The sequence below is a fragment of the uncultured Pontibacter sp. genome (assembly GCF_947492645.1).
Classification (GTDB): Bacteria; Bacteroidota; Bacteroidia; order Cytophagales; family Hymenobacteraceae; genus Pontibacter.
On the sequence record NZ_CANLMZ010000009.1, the window covers coordinates 229,721 to 244,387 of the forward strand.

Below are 14,667 nucleotides of genomic sequence, written 5' to 3' on the forward strand. Positions count from 1 at the left end.
CGTTATTTACGAACCTTACAGGTCTGTTAGCATGCGTTTAAGCCGCTGCGAATCAGTAACAGCGTTCCCAAGAACTGTGTTGTTAAAAAAGATCCAGACCTGTTTTCCGTCTTCCAGCCAATCTTTTACCATAAAAGCGTAACGCTCCAGTTTTTCATCAGAATACGAGGAAGTATACATTTTCTCGTCGCCATGCAGGCGCAGGTAAATAGTGCCTGTTGTGCTCACTTCTGTGCCCGGGAAACGTTTGCCCGCGCTTGCCATCACCGCCGTAATATTGTAATCCCGCATCAGGTCCAGAGCCTCTGCCGTAAACCAGGACACATGACGGGCCTCCAAGGCAAAGTCTGTGTGAGGGTAAAGGTTCCTGAGCGTTCTGTAAAAGTCTTCAGCAACCAGCCTGTCGTAGCGGAAACTGCCGGCAATTTGTACCAGCACCGGTCCCAGGCGGTCGGCCATGGCCAGGTACCGCGACATGAATTTTTGCAGCGGCTCTTCCGCCTCCAGGAATTTGCGCTTGTGCGTGATTTCATGTTTTAGCTTTGGCGCAAACTTAAAATAGGGCGGGGTGGTAGCCAGCCATTTCTCTATTGTTTTAGCCATCGTAAAATGGTAAAAACTGCTGTTTATTTCTGTTGCGTTAAATTGTGTGGCATAATACGTTAGCCGCTCTGCTGATTTTATTTCGGGTGGGTACAAAACTTCCTGCCAGCGGTAACTCCAGCCAGAGGTACCCATGTATAAGTTTGGTATGATATCCATGTTAGAATGTGTTGTTTAAACCTGAGGCCGGTTAGCTGCCTGGTTCTACTTTTTGTGCTTTTTATAAGGTTCTAAATCACCGTCCTGTACCAGGTAAGCCTCTTTTGCCTCATCCAGTATATTTTCTTTGCTATCGGAGTAGGCCTCTACAATTGTATAAGCTTTGTTTTTGTAGTGCTCGGCTAGGCGGCAGAGTTTTTCTTCATCTTTGCAGGCTTTGCCAATTACTTTGTAAGTGTTATCCTCATAGGTTACTCTTGTTCCGGCAAAACCATCTACTTTAAAGTGCTTAAAAAGAGGTTTGACGTAAAGCTCCAGCCCTCCGGTTGCGCAAAATAGTTCTACTCCTTTTGCACGCATTGTTTCGAAGTGGTTTAGCAGTTCCTCGTTAAACTGTGAAGGGTACTCCCTTTCCCAGAACTCATCGGCATAGGCTTCTACCTGCTTGGGCGGGATGTTATCAAGATAGTTGAAGAAGTTTTCTTTAAACTCTGTCTGCCTGATCTGGTTAAGCTTGTGCAGTAGTTTATAGTACACCATCTGCACATAATAGCGGGCCTGCTTCGGTTTCTTGCTGATAACGAACTTAAAGAACTCATCCTTAGAGCTCTTGTTATAGAACGTTCCGTTCAGATCGAAAACAATAACTTTTATATCTTCTGTAGCTTGAGCCATAGTATCGTTAAACAAATCATCAGCAGGTAGGGATGCTACCAGCGCTACCTAGCATACGGAAAAAGCCAAAAAGGGGGCAGGCTGCCGGCATTTATACTTTTCGGCAATGGCCATAAATGCCAAGAGGAAAGCAACGACAGCTTTCCTCTTGGTTGGTAAAGTATAAACGGAGCAGGTTTTATGAACTGCAAGACAACATAGAACATCCTGCTTTTTGGCTGGCCCACTCAGGCCTTGTCTCGAAGAACTCGTCATACTTAGATGAGTATGGCTCTTTCAGGGCTTGCTGTAGTTTATCGAACAGGTCGCTTTTGCCTTGCTCCATTTCTTCGATGGCCTGGTGCAGCAGGTAGTTCCGAAGTATAAAGCGCGGATTGGTGCGGCGCATCAGCTCCTGCGATGCCTCGCGGGTGCAGCTGTTTGCCAGTAGGCGCGTGCTGTACTTCTTCAGAAATGTATAAAGCGCTTCTTTTTCTGCACCGCTTAAGTCGTCATACAGGCCTTTTTTAAAGTATACTTCAGCTGCGTCGGCGTCTGCCAGGTCAAGTGGCAAATCAATTAGCAACTGAAAGAAAATAGTCATGTCGGGCTTAAGTGCAGTTAGCATTTGCTCTAACTCCTTTATCAGTTTTATGTCATCCTCAGAAACCTGGTCGAGGCCAAGCTTTTTACCCATCATGGCATAATAATTTGCCCAGTATACTTCCCTGTAAGTTTCGAGGGCAGCTACCAAAGGCTTTGTATCCGGGAAAAGAGGCGCAAGTGCACCGGCTAGGCAGCCCAGGTTCCAGTAGCCAATAGATGGTTGCTTGCCAAATGCATAGCGGCGGCCTGGCAAATCAGTCGTGTTTGGCGTAAAGTTCGGGTCGTAGTCATCTACAAACGAGTAGGGGCCATAGTCAATCGTCAGCCCAAGTATAGACATGTTGTCGGTATTCATCACACCGTGCACAAAGCCCACGCGCATCCAATCCACCATTAGTTTAGCGGTGCGTTCTACAACTTCTGTAAACCATTGAAGCACTTTGTCCTCTCCCTGGTGGTGTGGGTAATAACGCGCTATTGTCCAGTTAACGAGATTTTGCAGGTTGTCTGTTTCTTTGCGGGCACCCAATATTTCGAAATTGCCAAAACGCAAAAAGCTGGGTGCTACACGCATTACAATAGCACCGGGCTCGTAAGCTGCGTTGCCGTTGTAAAACATGTCGCGTAAGATGGGCTCGCCGGTACTTACTAAACTTAGTGCGCGCGTAGTTGGCACACCCAGGTAATGCATCGCTTCGCTCATCAGGTATTCCCGCACCGAAGAACGCAAAACAGCTCTACCGTCGGCACGCCGGGAATACGGGGTGGGGCCTGCGCCTTTCAACTGCAATTCCCAACTCTGGCCAGGTGCTGTTTCCCATTCGCCGAGAGTTATCGCCCTGCCATCGCCTAATTGCCCTGCCCAGTTTCCAAACTGATGCCCGGCATAGCAGGCAGCGTAAGGATACATGGTTTCGGTAACGCGGTTTCCGCCTAGTACATCTATTTCCTGTTGGCTGCCGGGTTTTTGTATTCCAAGTTTTTGCGCAAGCCCATCAGACCATGCGAGTAAAGCAGGCTTGGGTACCGGTGTGGGGATGGCTTTGCTGTAAAGTACATTCGGTGTTTGGCGTGGTTCCAGGTTACCGCTTTCGTCGCCGTCAAAGGCAGTTACAAATTCTTTCTTATATTTTTTTGAGAGAAGGCTCTCCATACGTAGCTGGTTTAGATTTCAAAATTGACCCTGCCGGGCCGCTTATTATGGTACTATCGGTATCATACCTAACAATAATTGTACAAGATTAGTTAATTTTAAGCGGAGTATCTCAAGCTAAATAACAGCCTGCAGGTTAAAGTATACTTATGGGTGCATTACAACTGATAAAAATTTATGTCTATACTTATTGTTAACAATAGCAGGTGGTTAAACTTTTGGTTAGATGCCCTGAAAGAAAGCCGCCCAGACCTTAAAGTACACGTTTACCCTTATGATGGCCCACCAGAAGAAATAGAGTTTGCCATATCCTGGAATCATCCGTTAGGTGCTTTTAAACAGTTTCCTAATCTGAGGTGCATTGCCTCAACGGGTGCGGGCGTAGACCATATTTTACGAGATCCGGAGCTGCCTGCCGGTGTGCAATTGACAAGGGTAGTTGATGAAGACCTGACCAACGACATGGCAACCTTTACCACAACCTTAGTTTTAAGCCATGTGCGCGGGCTGTTTTCTTACAAAGTAGCAGAGGCTACGCAACGTTGGGAGCCAAAGACATACCAGCGCCCCAAAGATGTAAAGGTTGGAGTTATGGGAGTGGGTGTGCTGGGTACAGAGACAGGCAGGCAGCTAAAAGCGTTGGGTTTTAACGTACAGGGTTGGGCAAAATCAACAAAAAATATTGAGAGCATACCTGTTTTTGCCGGAGATGCTGGGTTAGCTGATTTTTTAGCTACCAGTAATATCTTAATCTGTCTGCTGCCATTAACAAAAGAAACAGCAAACATTCTTAACAAGACCACCTTAAGCAAATTACCAAAAGGTGCTTACGTGATAAATGTAGCCCGCGGCGAGCACCTGGTAGATGCCGATCTGCTGGAGATGATCGATTCAGAGCATATAGCAGGAGCAAGCCTGGACGTATTCCGAACGGAGCCGCTACCGGAAGAACACCCCTTCTGGGCACATCCTAAAATAAGCATAACACCGCACATTGCCAGCATCACAAACCCTGCCTCGGCTGTAAGGCAGATACTTGCCAACTACGACAGGCTGAAACAGCAGAAGCCACTACTTAACCTTGTTTCACTAACCAAAGGATACTAATTATGAATGCATTTCATTATGCTTTTAAAGTAAAGGACATTGCCTCTACACGTAAATTTTACGTCGATATTTTAGGGTGCCAGGAAGGCAGAAGCACAGAACATTGGATTGACTTTGATTTCTTCGGGAACCAGTTGTCCGGGCACGTTAGCGATAATATACCTGAGCTGGATTATTGCGGCAAAGTGGATGGGGTTAGTGTACCGGTTCCGCACTTTGGCTGTATCCTTACTTACGAGCAGTTCGACAGCTTGCAGGAGAGGCTGACACAGCATGATGTGAAGTTTGTGGTAAAGGCGCATACACGCTACGAAGGGCAGGTAGGAGAGCAGCGCACCATGTTTGTACTTGACTTTAGCAACAACCCGCTGGAGTTTAAAGCGTTCCGGAACCCCGACGAAGTTTTTGCATCTTAAGCGAAGTGATGGGCTGCTTTTATACTTTTAAGAGCTTTTTTATATCCTATGCCTTTGTATAGCCGTACTTGTTCTTATACATGCAAACGCTAATCAAAACAAAATAAACATGAGTGACACAGCAAATTCATTGGAAAACCTGGTAAAGAACCCCTCGCAATTAGCGGATATTATCAAAGACCCGGCTACAAACGGACTGGACTTTTACAACGGCCTGTCTAACAAGCAGAAACAGTATGTGCTGCTGGCCGCAGGTATAGGTTTGGTAATTTACGGCATTTACTTAGGCAGACAGGGAGATGGTTCAAATCTTACGCAAAATGCCTAACACAAATAAATGTATTACGTATAAAAGTATAAGTAATACATATTTTGTTATCGCACAGACAGGCCTTAAACCTGATTAAAGTTTGTAGAAACTTTCGGATTTTATCCCGAGTTTGTACGAGAAGCAAGAGAAAAAGCCCTGCCACAGGTTTTCCTAACGGCAGGGCTTTTTTGTGTTCTATCTTCGGGCTTTTCCTTTTTTGCTTACCCGCGACTTATGGCCTTGCCTTTTCAGCTCCTTAAACTCCTCGTTCGATATCGTAACAGTATAATAAACAGAAGTAAGTATGTTCAGGTCAGCATCATAGTCATAGGCAACAGTAAGCGATAACTGTTTGTTTGGGTTGTGCACGTATGCTCCGTCCACTATATCATATACATCAAATTCATACTCACCGTCTTTGGGTTGGCTGTTGCTTGTCTGGGCCAGGCAATCCCCGGTAATCACCAGCGGTGTTTCCAGTTCCACTTCATAATCAAATGGCTGGTAATACTTCCCGTCTTTTTTATGGGTGATGTACTCAATCTTGTTTATCTGTACTTCTATACCTGCGTTTTTGCTGTCACGCTTCTGCTTTACATCGCTGATATTGCCTTTTAACTTCATATAGTAGGGTATACGTGCGTATCGGTTGTTTACGAGTGCTGCAAAGGTAATATTTATCTTGCTGCAACCTGCCATTTAAGTACTGGCAGCACATAAGTTTAAAGTATAAATGGCATCGGGACCCTTTTATGTTTATTTTTACACCATGCAACATCCTAAACTTTTTATGCTGATGCTGGGCGGTCGGCCTCCTGGTCGCAACACAGAGCAACACGATATTTTCTTCGGGATAGGAGAAACCATAAAAGACCTTGTGCCGGGTATAAAGGCGTTCTGGCCCGAAGCCAAAAACAACCTGCATGTAGATGCCTGGCGCGAAGTAACGCATGTTAACGGCTACGATGTTACGGTTGTGCCAAAACCTGCCGCAGGAGCTGAGGCAACACCTAATAAACTGTTTTTCCTGAACCTGGGCGGCTACAAAGAAGGTGAGTTCGACGAGTTTCATTATAAGATGCTGGTTATAGCACCCGATATGGCCAAAGCATCGGCAGAGGCCAGGAAATCGGCTTTCTATAAGCATACCGGTTTTAAAGGGGCAGCTTCCCACATCGATGATAAGTATGGCGTTGACATAGACGACCTGCAACTGGTAAAAGACATGCTTCCTGATACTGTGAAACCAACGTATAGCCTACAGCTTACACCTGCCAGTAGTGAGGTAACAGACGAAATACATTTGGGTTATTTCCAGTTGCATAAGCTGTAGGAGCAGGTAAACAAGTAAGTGATGCGGGGGTAAATTGTATTTCTGCAGGGCACCTGCAAGTGTCTTATTTACCCTTGGCCATACTTTAAAATTCAGGCTTAACTTTGTTATACTACAATAACAGACGCCTCTTATTAAAAGCATTCATAACAAAAGCATGTCTACTGCCGAAACAAACGATTTCTTTACCATCCAACGCGACACAGCCGAAATTAAATCGCAGCTATTAAACGATTATTTCAGGGTTTGGTGTACGGCTATACTTCAGGGCCAGCGTTATAAGGCAAACCACTCGCTGGCTTTTGTAGACTTGTATGCCGGCGATGGCAAGTATGAAGAAGGGAAACCGGCTTCACCGGTTAAAGTGCTGAACAGCATTTTCGGGGCTACAGACAAGTTTAACCTGAATAAAATTGTTCGCACTTTTTTTACAGACGAGAAGCCAACTGTAACGCAAAAACTGAAGCAAAACCTGGAAGGCCTGCCATACTACGAGAACCTGATTTACAAACCGGTTATACTTAATGAGGAAGTTAATTTCAGCCTGCTCGCTAAATTATTGGGCACCGATACGCCCGCTCTTATGTATACCGACCCGTTTGGCTACGCATTTTCCCAGCAAATGCTGCTGCAGTCTGTAAAGCGGTGGGGCCTGGATGTATTAATGATCTTTAGCCCTGCCAAGATGCGCCCAGCCATACTTAATGCAAGCGATAACGACCTGTTGACAGATATTTTCGGGGCAGAGCGCATAACCAGGATAAAAGACTTTTGCGAGCGTTACCAGGATGCCGGCCAACGGGAAGATTTTATGGTGGATAGCTTCGAGGAGATTTTTAAGGAAAAAGACTACAAGACGTTCCGGTTTAAAATAAGCCTGCCCAAGAAAAATCAGACCAGCCACTACCTCTTTTTTGTGTCCAAAACAGACACGGCTTATATGAAGATGAAGGAGCTGATGCTTATGTACAGCGATTTCCAGGAAGACGGGGTGCCTTTGTTCGGAGCCAATATAAAGCACCAATTATCGCTTTTTCAGGAGCAGTACAGATACTCCGTAAAAAACCTTACCACCGAACTCTCCGACAAAGCGCAGTACTATACAAACCTGCCACTCGACAGCATTTACAGGCACCATAACATCGGCACAAACTACATCCGCGGAAACTACCTGGAAGCTTTTGAACAACTGCGAAAAGATGGCGTGATTGAGGCTGTTAATCCGGTGAACAGAAAAACAATGCGAAAAGTAACTTTCTCCTCCATCATCGCTTACAAATAAACGGCCTTTAGCAAAATTCAGGTCAACAATGTCTTCAGGCTATTTATCCGTATTTTCGTCTAGTTCTGAGAGCAGGTTCTGTAAATCCAAGGGGCGGGTGTACATATGCAGCGAACCATCTTCGTTTGCCGGCCATTGCTCTTTTGGCCTGTCCCAGTAAAGTTCTACCCCATTTTGGTCCGGGTCTGACAGGTACAACGCTTCTGATACGCCATGGTCTGATGCCCCGGATAAAGGATAACCAGCCTCTATTAAACGCTTAAGTATAGCTGCCAGGTCTTTGCGGGTAGGGTAGAGAATGGCCGTGTGAAACAAGCCGGTGCTGCGGGCAGGTGCAGGAGCACCGCCTTTGCTGTACCAGGTGTTTAAACCTATGTGGTGGTGGTAGCCCCCGGCAGAAATAAATGCGGCATCATTCCCATACATGGTTGTCAGTTCGAAGCCCAGCAGGTCGCAGTAAAATTTCATGGCCCGGTCCAGGTCAGCGACTTTAAGGTGCACATGCCCGATTTTTGTTTGCGGAGGTACGGTATAAGGTTGCGGCATACAGGTAATGTTAAAAGGTATAACTGATGTTGGCCAGAAGCATAACACTCACTAACTGTTGTTAAGTTTTGTGTTTGGTTTTGCAAGCTCAGGCTCATGAGCGCTTAAAAATGCTGGTTATACTTTTAGCGGCCAGGTAAGTGAACAAGCTGCCGATAGCTACAATTTTAACTATCGTTTGGGGGTCGCGGATGCTTCGGAATTTTGAATTACCCTGCTGTATTTCGATGTAGCCAACAGGCGTTAACACCATGCCTCCGCCGCCGCCAGCGCCTTCTTCCTCTGTCTTTTTTCCTGCACCGCCGCCAAATCCGTATACAGCTTTCGCCACAGGTATAACTGTTATTCCATCGCGCTCTACAGGCTCGCCGTAAATGTGGCTTGCCTTAGCTGCTGCTCCGAATTTTTGTGCGAGGCGCTCCACAAAAGTGCTTGCACCTGCCTCACCGTTTTCTTTTTCTTGATCCATAATTATTTATGTGCTCAATGCATGTTTACAAGTATAAACGCATATCCGTGGATAAAAGCCAATAGGTTGCGCAGTAAAAGTATGGTTGTGGCACAGCAGTACAGTTGGTGAAGCACAAGCTATTTCAGTAAGCGCTTGCTTTGCCTGGTTAGTTATCAAATCTGGCGAAATCCTAACAAGGCAGCCTTTGATTCGTTTATAGAGTATGAATTCTAATTTAACATGGAAAGCTATGAACAGAAACGATGATAACAACAGGCAGCGTAAAAACCATTATGCTGACTTTGATGAACACGGAAATGCACAAACTGGAAATAAGAACAGCCTTTCGCGCTACAACCCGGATAGTAGGTATGGTGATTTTGGGCAGCAAAACCAAAGACGAGACCACGGACAGCAATACCGTTTAGGGGGCAGAGCAACGAATGCATCCAGAGCCTATGGTGATATGAGCCAGGGCACACGCTACGGGGAAGGCGGCAGCAACGAAGGTGGTGGTACAGCTTATGGCCACTCTTATTACGGCCTGTCGGGCAACCGCGGGCCAGGTATGACGCAGTACAACACAAACCGTAGCCAAAGCAGGCAATATGACGGATACGGCGACTATGATAGTTTTATGAACCGCAACTACGGCAACGAATTTGGTCATACCCGTGATGGCGGCTATACTAACAACGACAGAAACACCGGTAACCGTGATAGCAGGAATTACAGCAGAAACGACTACGAGTCGGGTTATGCTGGCCGTGAAAACACAGGATATGACCGTGGCTACGACAGCTTCAGGAATACAGGTTATGGTGCAACAGGCTATAACAACCGCGATGTAGACCGCGAGCGTAGCACTCACCGAAATCAAGACTACCGTAACGAGAACCGTGGCTACAGGGATGATAGTGACAGAAGCTACAACGACCGTAACCGTTTTAACCACCAAAACGATTGGTAAAATTTTGATTTTTTAAGAGAGTAACTACACAGCAGCTTACGTAAACGTAGGCTGCTGTTTTTTTTGTAACTGTTTCCAGCACATGTCGCTTCTTTTCTCTATCTGGATATTTTCCGGAAACTTATACTTCATCTGGTTTAGATAAATCCATACTTACAGAGTTAATACAGTAACGTAAGCCAAAAGGAGCTGGCCCGTCGTTGAATACATGCCCTAGGTGGCTATCACAAACGTTGCAGCGCACTTCAACGCGGTTCATGTTATGGCTATCGTCGAAGAGATATTTCAGCGCATTTTTATGTGCAGGTTGCATAAAGCTTGGCCAGCCCGATATAGCATGATACTTTGCTGTGGCATTAAAAAGGATACTGCCGCAGCATACGCATGTATAGGTGCCCGGCCCGTAAAATCGGCAGTAGGCGTTGCGATAGGGCGGTTCAGTGGCTTTGAGTCGTGTTACCAGGTATTGCGCCGGCGTTAGCAACAGCTGCCATTCTTCTTCTTTTTTATCCACGCTGCGCGGAGGCTCCGGGTTGCTATACTTTGCATAGGTAATTACGTCTATCCAGCGCATCATATACTAATTTTAATCTCAAAACACAGTTGGGCAGCTGCAGGGTTCTATACTTTACCTTGAGTTTTTAGCATAAAAAGGCCCGGTTGTGCCGGGCCTCTAATACATTGATATACTATTGTTACGATTTCGCCTCGAAGGGCTTCCTTAAAATCTGTTAATAAAAGGAAGCTTAGCCATCGTATTTAATAACTATAGCTGTGGCTTTAAGTGTAAGGATTTTGAATTTACTCTAAAACTACTCCTTCTCGTTTCCTAAGTTTACATTGCTTTTATGCCCCTTTAGTGTGCTGGCATTAGGCTGGTTATTGCGAAACTCCTTATCGGTGCTGTCGGCGCCGCGGCTGGTTGTTGTTAAGTTGGCATTAGAGCCTTGCGGGCTGTCGTTGTTCGGGGTGTCTTTTCCTTTTTTTGCACCACCACTCGATCCTTCTCTGCTTGGTTTGTTTTCGCCGCGCGTATTGTCGGCACCACCGGCTACAGGGCCTGTGTTTGTACCTTGCGGACGTCCGCTTACATTCTTATCCTGCTCAAAATCTCCCTGGTTCTGAATATTTCTATTGTTAGTACTCATCGTTTGTTTCCGTTAAATGTTAGATAATAGGTTTCCACCTCTTGGTTAGTCAGAGGTTTTAGTTTGTACGAGCGAATACAAGTATAGGGTTAACCTTAGGTAATCTGTTGAGGGCTTTAATCGGTAAGCGATCTACTGTAATTTGCAGAAACACAGCCTTTAGCAATAAGTATAAATTGGCAGGTCGTCGTATAAGCATGTAGCTTTTATACTTTAACAGGAGCGTGTAATGACATCACTCAAAGCGAAGCATGCGTCAGGGCTGCTTACGGCTGGCGCAGCTACTTTTAAGCCTGCCGGTGAGGTGCAGCGAGGCATGCAGCCATTAACCCTGGCAGGCGAAAAACATGGATTATTGTATGTGCCTGCAAGTTATGATGAAAGCCAGCCGGTTGCTTTAGCGGTTTTGCTGCATGGTGCAGGTGCCGCTGCACAGCAAGGTTTATCGTTGTTGCAGCCTTACGCCGATAGCGCCAATATACTGCTTATAGCCCCTGCAGCAAGTGCCACTACCTGGGACATTATCGTAAATAAAGCTTTTGGGCCTGATGTGACAAAAATTGACCTTGCACTTGCATGCGCTTTCGAGAAATTTGCCATCAACCCGCAACATGTGGCCATTGGTGGATTTTCTGATGGAGCTTCTTATGCGCTTAGTTTAGGTTTAGCGAACGGTAAGATTTTTACACACATCATCGCTTTCTCGCCGGGCTTTGCCTACAGCCTGGTCCGCAAAGGCAAGCCAGCAATTTTTATATCGCATGGCGTTGCTGACCCTGTGCTGCCTATTGCCCCCTGTAGCCGGCGTATTGCACCGGAACTTAGAAAGGAGGGCCTGGATATTACCTTTATGGAATTTGCTGGTGGCCATACAGTTCCGGAGCCCATAGCAGCGCGTGCTGTAGCGTGGTTTTTAAAAGATAGTGCCTAATACGAAGTGACAGATACGGATAATTCTATGTAAAATGGCAAGAAGTATGGACGCGAACACATAAGCTGTAGGTGAGGCAAAACAGGTTTACTTTCTAAAAAGAGGCAAGTATAAAGCTGCTTTGGTGGCATGCGCTAAACCTGAATCTTATGCTTCAACTTGCAATACCGCTGCTAGTTTTCTCTTGTACTCCGGGCTTTCGTTCATGCCGTTATGGCCCAGGCCTTTAAGTATAAAAACCTGGTCGGTTGGTTTTAAGTGTCGCTTTAGTTTCTCAGTTGATCCAGGATAAATGATTTCGTCCTTATCGCCATGGAAAATAACAATAGGCGCGCGGGTTCTCTCAATGTACTGGTAAGTAGTAAACTTATACTTTAGCAGAAAAGAGGGCACAAACGGATAAAGGCTTTTCATCAGATCGCTGAGGCTATAGTACGGCGCTTGAAGCAGAAGCAATTGCGGGTTATTGGCTGATGCCAGCATGGCAGCGGCACCTGTTCCTATCGAGTAGCCTGCAATTATAATTTTGCTTTCGCTGTAGTGGTTTTTAACGTAATTGTAAACTTCCTGTGCATCTTCGTAAAATTGCTTTTCGCTGGTAACGGAGCCCTCACTTTTTCCGTAGCCACGGTAGTCAAGTATAAAAATGTCGTAGCCCAGGTCTGTGTACGTTTTGGTAGCCCATCCCCACGAATCTACAGAACCTGCATTGCCATGTAAATAAAAGAATAGCCCTTTGGATGATGTTGGGCTTTTAAAAAGCATGCCATGCAAAGTAACGCCATCGCTGGCGGGTATAAAATGCTCTTCAAACTCCTGCTCAAAATTAAAAACGTGGTTGGCAGGCAGGTTCTCCGGGAAAAAGATAAGTTTCTCTTGCTGATAAAATGCCATGGCCATAAGTATAAAGTATAAACTTAAAAGTATACTTGCTGCAAAAAGTAAGGTCCTGATCACATTGCAAAATTGGGGTTAAGGATAAGTCTAATATGTTGCTGACCGGAACAGATTGGTAAAACAAGTTACTAACTAATGCACAATTTACTTTACCTGGTTTTGGAGTTCCTGTAGCGCTTCTGCTTCTGAGGTAAGTGCCTCTTGCATGTCCTGCTCTTCTATCTGTTGTTTAACTTCTTTTGCCTGCCGCACCAACTCTTTAAACAAACGGCGATGTTCTTTTTTCTGAGGCAGGTATTCCGGGTGCCATTGCACACCTATCATGTAGTCAAGTAATTTGTGCTCTATGGCTTGCACGACACCGTTAGGTTCTGTGGCCGCTATCTGTATGTGATGGCCCGGAAGTTTTACGGCCTGGTTATGCAGCGCATTTACCTGTAAAGTTTGTGTTTTAAGTATGGTTGCCAGTTTACTTCCAGCAGTAATGCTTACTTCCTTCACCGGAAAAATGCTGGCAGGGTTAGGGGCTTCTGTGTAAAAAGTATGAATGCTTTTGTAAAGTGTGCCCCGGAAGTAAACATTCATCAGTTGTGCGCCACGGCAAATTCCCATTACGGGTAAGTCTTTTTTTACGGCCTGGTCTAGCAGCTGCAACTCCAGGTGGTCGCGGGCTTTATCCAGGTTAAAAGTAAGCTTGCGGCTTAGTAGCTTGCGCACAAAAAACAAACCCGGAAAGTATAACCACCGCAGAAACCTGCCCACGCGCTTAAAGAGGTTTTTATTTGGCTGGTTTATCGTTTGTTGCAGGTAGTCGTTCAGCACGTGTTCCTGCTCGTAAGTGCTGGGGTCTACGTCTGCTCCGCCACCAATTATTAGAGCCTGCAACCCATCTGCAGTTCTGGGCCTGGCAGGTGTAACATGCACCGGTTTTCCGCCGGCAAGCCAAACACCAAGGGCGGTAAAAAGCCATGCTGCCTCGCCACCTTTATCTGGTCCGGTAATGCCAATAGTAGGCCTGTTTCGGTTTATCTTAAATTTACGTCTCAGGTTACCCATTGCGCTATTTGTTTTCTCCATTTAGCATCAAAGCCAATAATCGTTTTCTCTTTTAAAGAGAGGTATTCCAGGCTCAACTGCTTCATATTAGTGCGGTCTGCTGCAAGCTCTTCTACTGCCACCCAGTTGTTCCATTCCTGTGCCAGCGTCCAGGTTGGTTGTGCTATAGAGCTGTTAGGCAGCCTGTAATGAAAGGTGGTACGCGCCTTAACTTTTCCCAAGCCTTTAAACTGCTCCAGTTGCGCTGCATGTAGTGCCGCAAAAAGGGGATACATGTCCAATGGTCTGTTCCGGTCTGGGTTAAACGTATGGTAATCAAGTATAAAGTCTGGTAAAGCAGGCTGATAGGATGGGTTTAGAACGAGGGCGGTGTAGGCATCCGGGTAAGGGTTTATAAAGGGGCTTACCTTGCGGGCAAAATCGGTGTTGCCCACCTGCAACAGCCAGGGGTAAAGCAGCAGGAAAGCACGCAGGTATGCCAGCAGCGTTTCGGTGTCGGTGCTGGGTGCCTCTACGTTAATGTGCGTTCCAAATGCATTTGTCAGAAACTCCTCTGTGCCTTCGGCATGGTTCAGGTATAAGGCTTCTCTTAGCTTTTCGAGCTCGTTAAGCTGCGTGCAAGGTACGGGAGGGCAGGCAATCTCGTACGGAAAAACTTTCCCGATCAGGTTTTCAAGTGCCGTTTCTACTTCTTCCTCTAAAGAGCTTTCGCCTATCTTGTAATCCTCCAGGTGTATGGTTAAGGTATCCAATGGTTTCTTGTAACGCTTCTCCGTTAGCAGCGTCAGGTCAAACTCAACTGTAAAGTCACCTAAAGCAGTACCAGTTATTTTTTGCTTAAACCTGTTCTCTTTCTCCACCTTGCCGCCATAAAGCTGCTGCACTAGCCGTACCGATTCCTCAATACCAAGATTGGCATACTCCAGTTCAAACCCTACGGTGCGTACCTGCCCTTGGGCGTTATATATTTGCGGCGGTTGTTTAAATACCATACATGTGTGTTGCTGATGCTATTCTAAAAACGACAAAGACCATAAACCGTTTT

At 45.9% G+C, this 14,667-nt stretch carries 18 protein-coding genes; 7 read left to right on the forward strand and 11 right to left on the reverse strand.

Translation table 11 applies throughout. The features are described 5' to 3' along the window. Positions 1-15: 15 nt before the first annotated feature. The 3 genes from Q1A23_RS15135 to Q1A23_RS15145 all read right to left on the reverse strand — a co-directional run bounded on the left by Q1A23_RS15135 (position 16) and on the right by Q1A23_RS15145 (position 3,175). Positions 16-762 carry a DUF72 domain-containing protein gene (locus tag Q1A23_RS15135; RefSeq protein WP_299824773.1) on the reverse strand — a complete coding sequence of 249 codons (747 nt, stop codon included), beginning with the start codon at positions 760-762 and terminating at the stop codon, positions 16-18. 45 nt (positions 763-807) lie between these two features. After that, positions 808-1,437 carry an HAD-IB family phosphatase gene (locus tag Q1A23_RS15140; RefSeq protein WP_299824774.1) on the reverse strand — a complete coding sequence of 210 codons (630 nt, stop codon included), beginning with the start codon at positions 1,435-1,437 and terminating at the stop codon, positions 808-810. Between the two features lie 178 nt (positions 1,438-1,615). Further along, positions 1,616-3,175 (reverse strand): protein adenylyltransferase SelO, encoded by a 1,560-nt coding sequence (locus tag Q1A23_RS15145; protein ID WP_299824776.1) that lies wholly within the window; start codon positions 3,173-3,175, stop codon positions 1,616-1,618. Between the two features lie 177 nt (positions 3,176-3,352). On the opposite strand from Q1A23_RS15145, the gene Q1A23_RS15150 reads away from it, so the two are divergent. The 3 genes from Q1A23_RS15150 (at position 3,353) to Q1A23_RS15160 (ending at position 5,026) form a co-directional block, all read left to right on the forward strand. Beyond that, on the forward strand, positions 3,353-4,282 hold the full coding sequence (locus Q1A23_RS15150; protein ID WP_299824778.1) for a glyoxylate/hydroxypyruvate reductase A: 930 nt from the start codon (positions 3,353-3,355) through the stop codon (positions 4,280-4,282). 2 nt (positions 4,283-4,284) lie between these two features. Further along, positions 4,285-4,698: a VOC family protein gene (locus Q1A23_RS15155; RefSeq protein ID WP_299824780.1), complete on the forward strand. Its 414-nt coding sequence runs from the start codon at positions 4,285-4,287 to the stop codon at positions 4,696-4,698. 109 nt (positions 4,699-4,807) lie between these two features. Beyond that, positions 4,808-5,026, forward strand: coding sequence for a hypothetical protein (locus Q1A23_RS15160; RefSeq protein ID WP_299824782.1), 219 nt, complete (start codon positions 4,808-4,810; stop codon positions 5,024-5,026). A gap of 177 nt (positions 5,027-5,203) precedes the next feature. On the opposite strand, the gene Q1A23_RS15165 is transcribed toward Q1A23_RS15160, so the two are convergent. Continuing rightward, positions 5,204-5,632 carry a hypothetical protein gene (locus tag Q1A23_RS15165; RefSeq protein ID WP_299824783.1) on the reverse strand — a complete coding sequence of 143 codons (429 nt, stop codon included), beginning with the start codon at positions 5,630-5,632 and terminating at the stop codon, positions 5,204-5,206. Between the two features lie 145 nt (positions 5,633-5,777). Here Q1A23_RS15165 and Q1A23_RS15170 point away from each other — a divergent pair, with 145 nt between their 5' ends. Both Q1A23_RS15170 and tcmP read left to right on the forward strand, forming a co-directional pair. After that, positions 5,778-6,341 carry a DUF1543 domain-containing protein gene (locus Q1A23_RS15170; protein ID WP_299824785.1) on the forward strand — a complete coding sequence of 188 codons (564 nt, stop codon included), beginning with the start codon at positions 5,778-5,780 and terminating at the stop codon, positions 6,339-6,341. Positions 6,342-6,498: 157 nt separating this feature from the next. Beyond that, complete coding sequence (gene tcmP, locus Q1A23_RS15175; protein ID WP_299824787.1) at positions 6,499-7,623, forward strand: three-Cys-motif partner protein TcmP; 1,125 nt, start codon at positions 6,499-6,501, stop codon at positions 7,621-7,623. Positions 7,624-7,662: 39 nt separating this feature from the next. On the opposite strand, the gene Q1A23_RS15180 is transcribed toward tcmP, so the two are convergent. Further along, on the reverse strand, positions 7,663-8,169 hold the full coding sequence (locus tag Q1A23_RS15180) for a VOC family protein (protein WP_299824788.1): 507 nt from the start codon (positions 8,167-8,169) through the stop codon (positions 7,663-7,665). A 94-nt stretch (positions 8,170-8,263) separates the two neighbouring features. Then, positions 8,264-8,638 (reverse strand): GerW family sporulation protein, encoded by a 375-nt coding sequence (locus tag Q1A23_RS15185; protein WP_299824790.1) that lies wholly within the window; start codon positions 8,636-8,638, stop codon positions 8,264-8,266. A gap of 232 nt (positions 8,639-8,870) precedes the next feature. Here Q1A23_RS15185 and Q1A23_RS15190 point away from each other — a divergent pair, with 232 nt between their 5' ends. Next, the gene (locus tag Q1A23_RS15190; RefSeq protein WP_299824792.1) at positions 8,871-9,590 is read left to right on the forward strand and encodes a hypothetical protein; all 720 of its coding nucleotides are present in this window, start codon (positions 8,871-8,873) and stop codon (positions 9,588-9,590) included. Between the two features lie 121 nt (positions 9,591-9,711). Here Q1A23_RS15190 and msrB read toward each other — a convergent pair whose 3' ends face one another. Both msrB and Q1A23_RS15200 read right to left on the reverse strand, forming a co-directional pair. Next, positions 9,712-10,167, reverse strand: coding sequence for a peptide-methionine (R)-S-oxide reductase MsrB (gene msrB, locus Q1A23_RS15195; RefSeq protein WP_299824794.1), 456 nt, complete (start codon positions 10,165-10,167; stop codon positions 9,712-9,714). A 235-nt stretch (positions 10,168-10,402) separates the two neighbouring features. Continuing rightward, positions 10,403-10,738, reverse strand: a complete 336-nt coding sequence (locus Q1A23_RS15200; RefSeq protein WP_299824796.1) for a hypothetical protein — start codon at positions 10,736-10,738, stop codon at positions 10,403-10,405. A 229-nt stretch (positions 10,739-10,967) separates the two neighbouring features. On the opposite strand from Q1A23_RS15200, the gene Q1A23_RS15205 reads away from it, so the two are divergent. After that, the gene (locus tag Q1A23_RS15205) at positions 10,968-11,669 is read left to right on the forward strand and encodes a phospholipase (RefSeq protein ID WP_299824797.1); all 702 of its coding nucleotides are present in this window, start codon (positions 10,968-10,970) and stop codon (positions 11,667-11,669) included. Between the two features lie 147 nt (positions 11,670-11,816). Here Q1A23_RS15205 and Q1A23_RS15210 read toward each other — a convergent pair whose 3' ends face one another. From Q1A23_RS15210 to Q1A23_RS15220, 3 genes are all read right to left on the reverse strand, one after another. Continuing rightward, complete coding sequence (locus Q1A23_RS15210; RefSeq protein WP_299824799.1) at positions 11,817-12,626, reverse strand: alpha/beta fold hydrolase; 810 nt, start codon at positions 12,624-12,626, stop codon at positions 11,817-11,819. Between the two features lie 84 nt (positions 12,627-12,710). Continuing rightward, positions 12,711-13,643 (reverse strand): gamma-glutamyl-gamma-aminobutyrate hydrolase family protein, encoded by a 933-nt coding sequence (locus Q1A23_RS15215; RefSeq protein ID WP_299824801.1) that lies wholly within the window; start codon positions 13,641-13,643, stop codon positions 12,711-12,713. Further along, complete coding sequence (locus Q1A23_RS15220) at positions 13,610-14,614, reverse strand: amidoligase family protein (protein ID WP_299824803.1); 1,005 nt, start codon at positions 14,612-14,614, stop codon at positions 13,610-13,612. The genes Q1A23_RS15215 and Q1A23_RS15220 overlap by 34 nt, the downstream gene beginning before the upstream one ends. Between the last annotated feature and the right edge of the window lie 53 nt (positions 14,615-14,667).

What these genes read in the sequence shown, in the direction of transcription:
- Q1A23_RS15135 (WP_299824773.1), bottom strand. Translation starts at nt 762, where the DNA reads ATGGATATCATACCAAACTTATACATGGGTACCTCTGGCTGGAGTTAC.
- Q1A23_RS15140 (WP_299824774.1), bottom strand. Translation starts at nt 1,437, where the DNA reads ATGGCTCAAGCTACAGAAGATATAAAAGTTATTGTTTTCGATCTGAAC.
- Q1A23_RS15145 (WP_299824776.1), bottom strand. Translation starts at nt 3,175, where the DNA reads ATGGAGAGCCTTCTCTCAAAAAAATATAAGAAAGAATTTGTAACTGCC.
- Q1A23_RS15150 (WP_299824778.1), top strand. Translation starts at nt 3,353, where the DNA reads ATGTCTATACTTATTGTTAACAATAGCAGGTGGTTAAACTTTTGGTTA.
- Q1A23_RS15155 (WP_299824780.1), top strand. Translation starts at nt 4,285, where the DNA reads ATGAATGCATTTCATTATGCTTTTAAAGTAAAGGACATTGCCTCTACA.
- Q1A23_RS15160 (WP_299824782.1), top strand. Translation starts at nt 4,808, where the DNA reads ATGAGTGACACAGCAAATTCATTGGAAAACCTGGTAAAGAACCCCTCG.
- Q1A23_RS15165 (WP_299824783.1), bottom strand. Translation starts at nt 5,632, where the DNA reads ATGAAGTTAAAAGGCAATATCAGCGATGTAAAGCAGAAGCGTGACAGC.
- Q1A23_RS15170 (WP_299824785.1), top strand. Translation starts at nt 5,778, where the DNA reads ATGCAACATCCTAAACTTTTTATGCTGATGCTGGGCGGTCGGCCTCCT.
- tcmP (WP_299824787.1), top strand. Translation starts at nt 6,499, where the DNA reads ATGTCTACTGCCGAAACAAACGATTTCTTTACCATCCAACGCGACACA.
- Q1A23_RS15180 (WP_299824788.1), bottom strand. Translation starts at nt 8,169, where the DNA reads ATGCCGCAACCTTATACCGTACCTCCGCAAACAAAAATCGGGCATGTG.
- Q1A23_RS15185 (WP_299824790.1), bottom strand. Translation starts at nt 8,638, where the DNA reads ATGGATCAAGAAAAAGAAAACGGTGAGGCAGGTGCAAGCACTTTTGTG.
- Q1A23_RS15190 (WP_299824792.1), top strand. Translation starts at nt 8,871, where the DNA reads ATGAACAGAAACGATGATAACAACAGGCAGCGTAAAAACCATTATGCT.
- msrB (WP_299824794.1), bottom strand. Translation starts at nt 10,167, where the DNA reads ATGATGCGCTGGATAGACGTAATTACCTATGCAAAGTATAGCAACCCG.
- Q1A23_RS15200 (WP_299824796.1), bottom strand. Translation starts at nt 10,738, where the DNA reads ATGAGTACTAACAATAGAAATATTCAGAACCAGGGAGATTTTGAGCAG.
- Q1A23_RS15205 (WP_299824797.1), top strand. Translation starts at nt 10,968, where the DNA reads ATGACATCACTCAAAGCGAAGCATGCGTCAGGGCTGCTTACGGCTGGC.
- Q1A23_RS15215 (WP_299824801.1), bottom strand. Translation starts at nt 13,643, where the DNA reads ATGGAGAAAACAAATAGCGCAATGGGTAACCTGAGACGTAAATTTAAG.
- Q1A23_RS15220 (WP_299824803.1), bottom strand. Translation starts at nt 14,614, where the DNA reads ATGGTATTTAAACAACCGCCGCAAATATATAACGCCCAAGGGCAGGTA.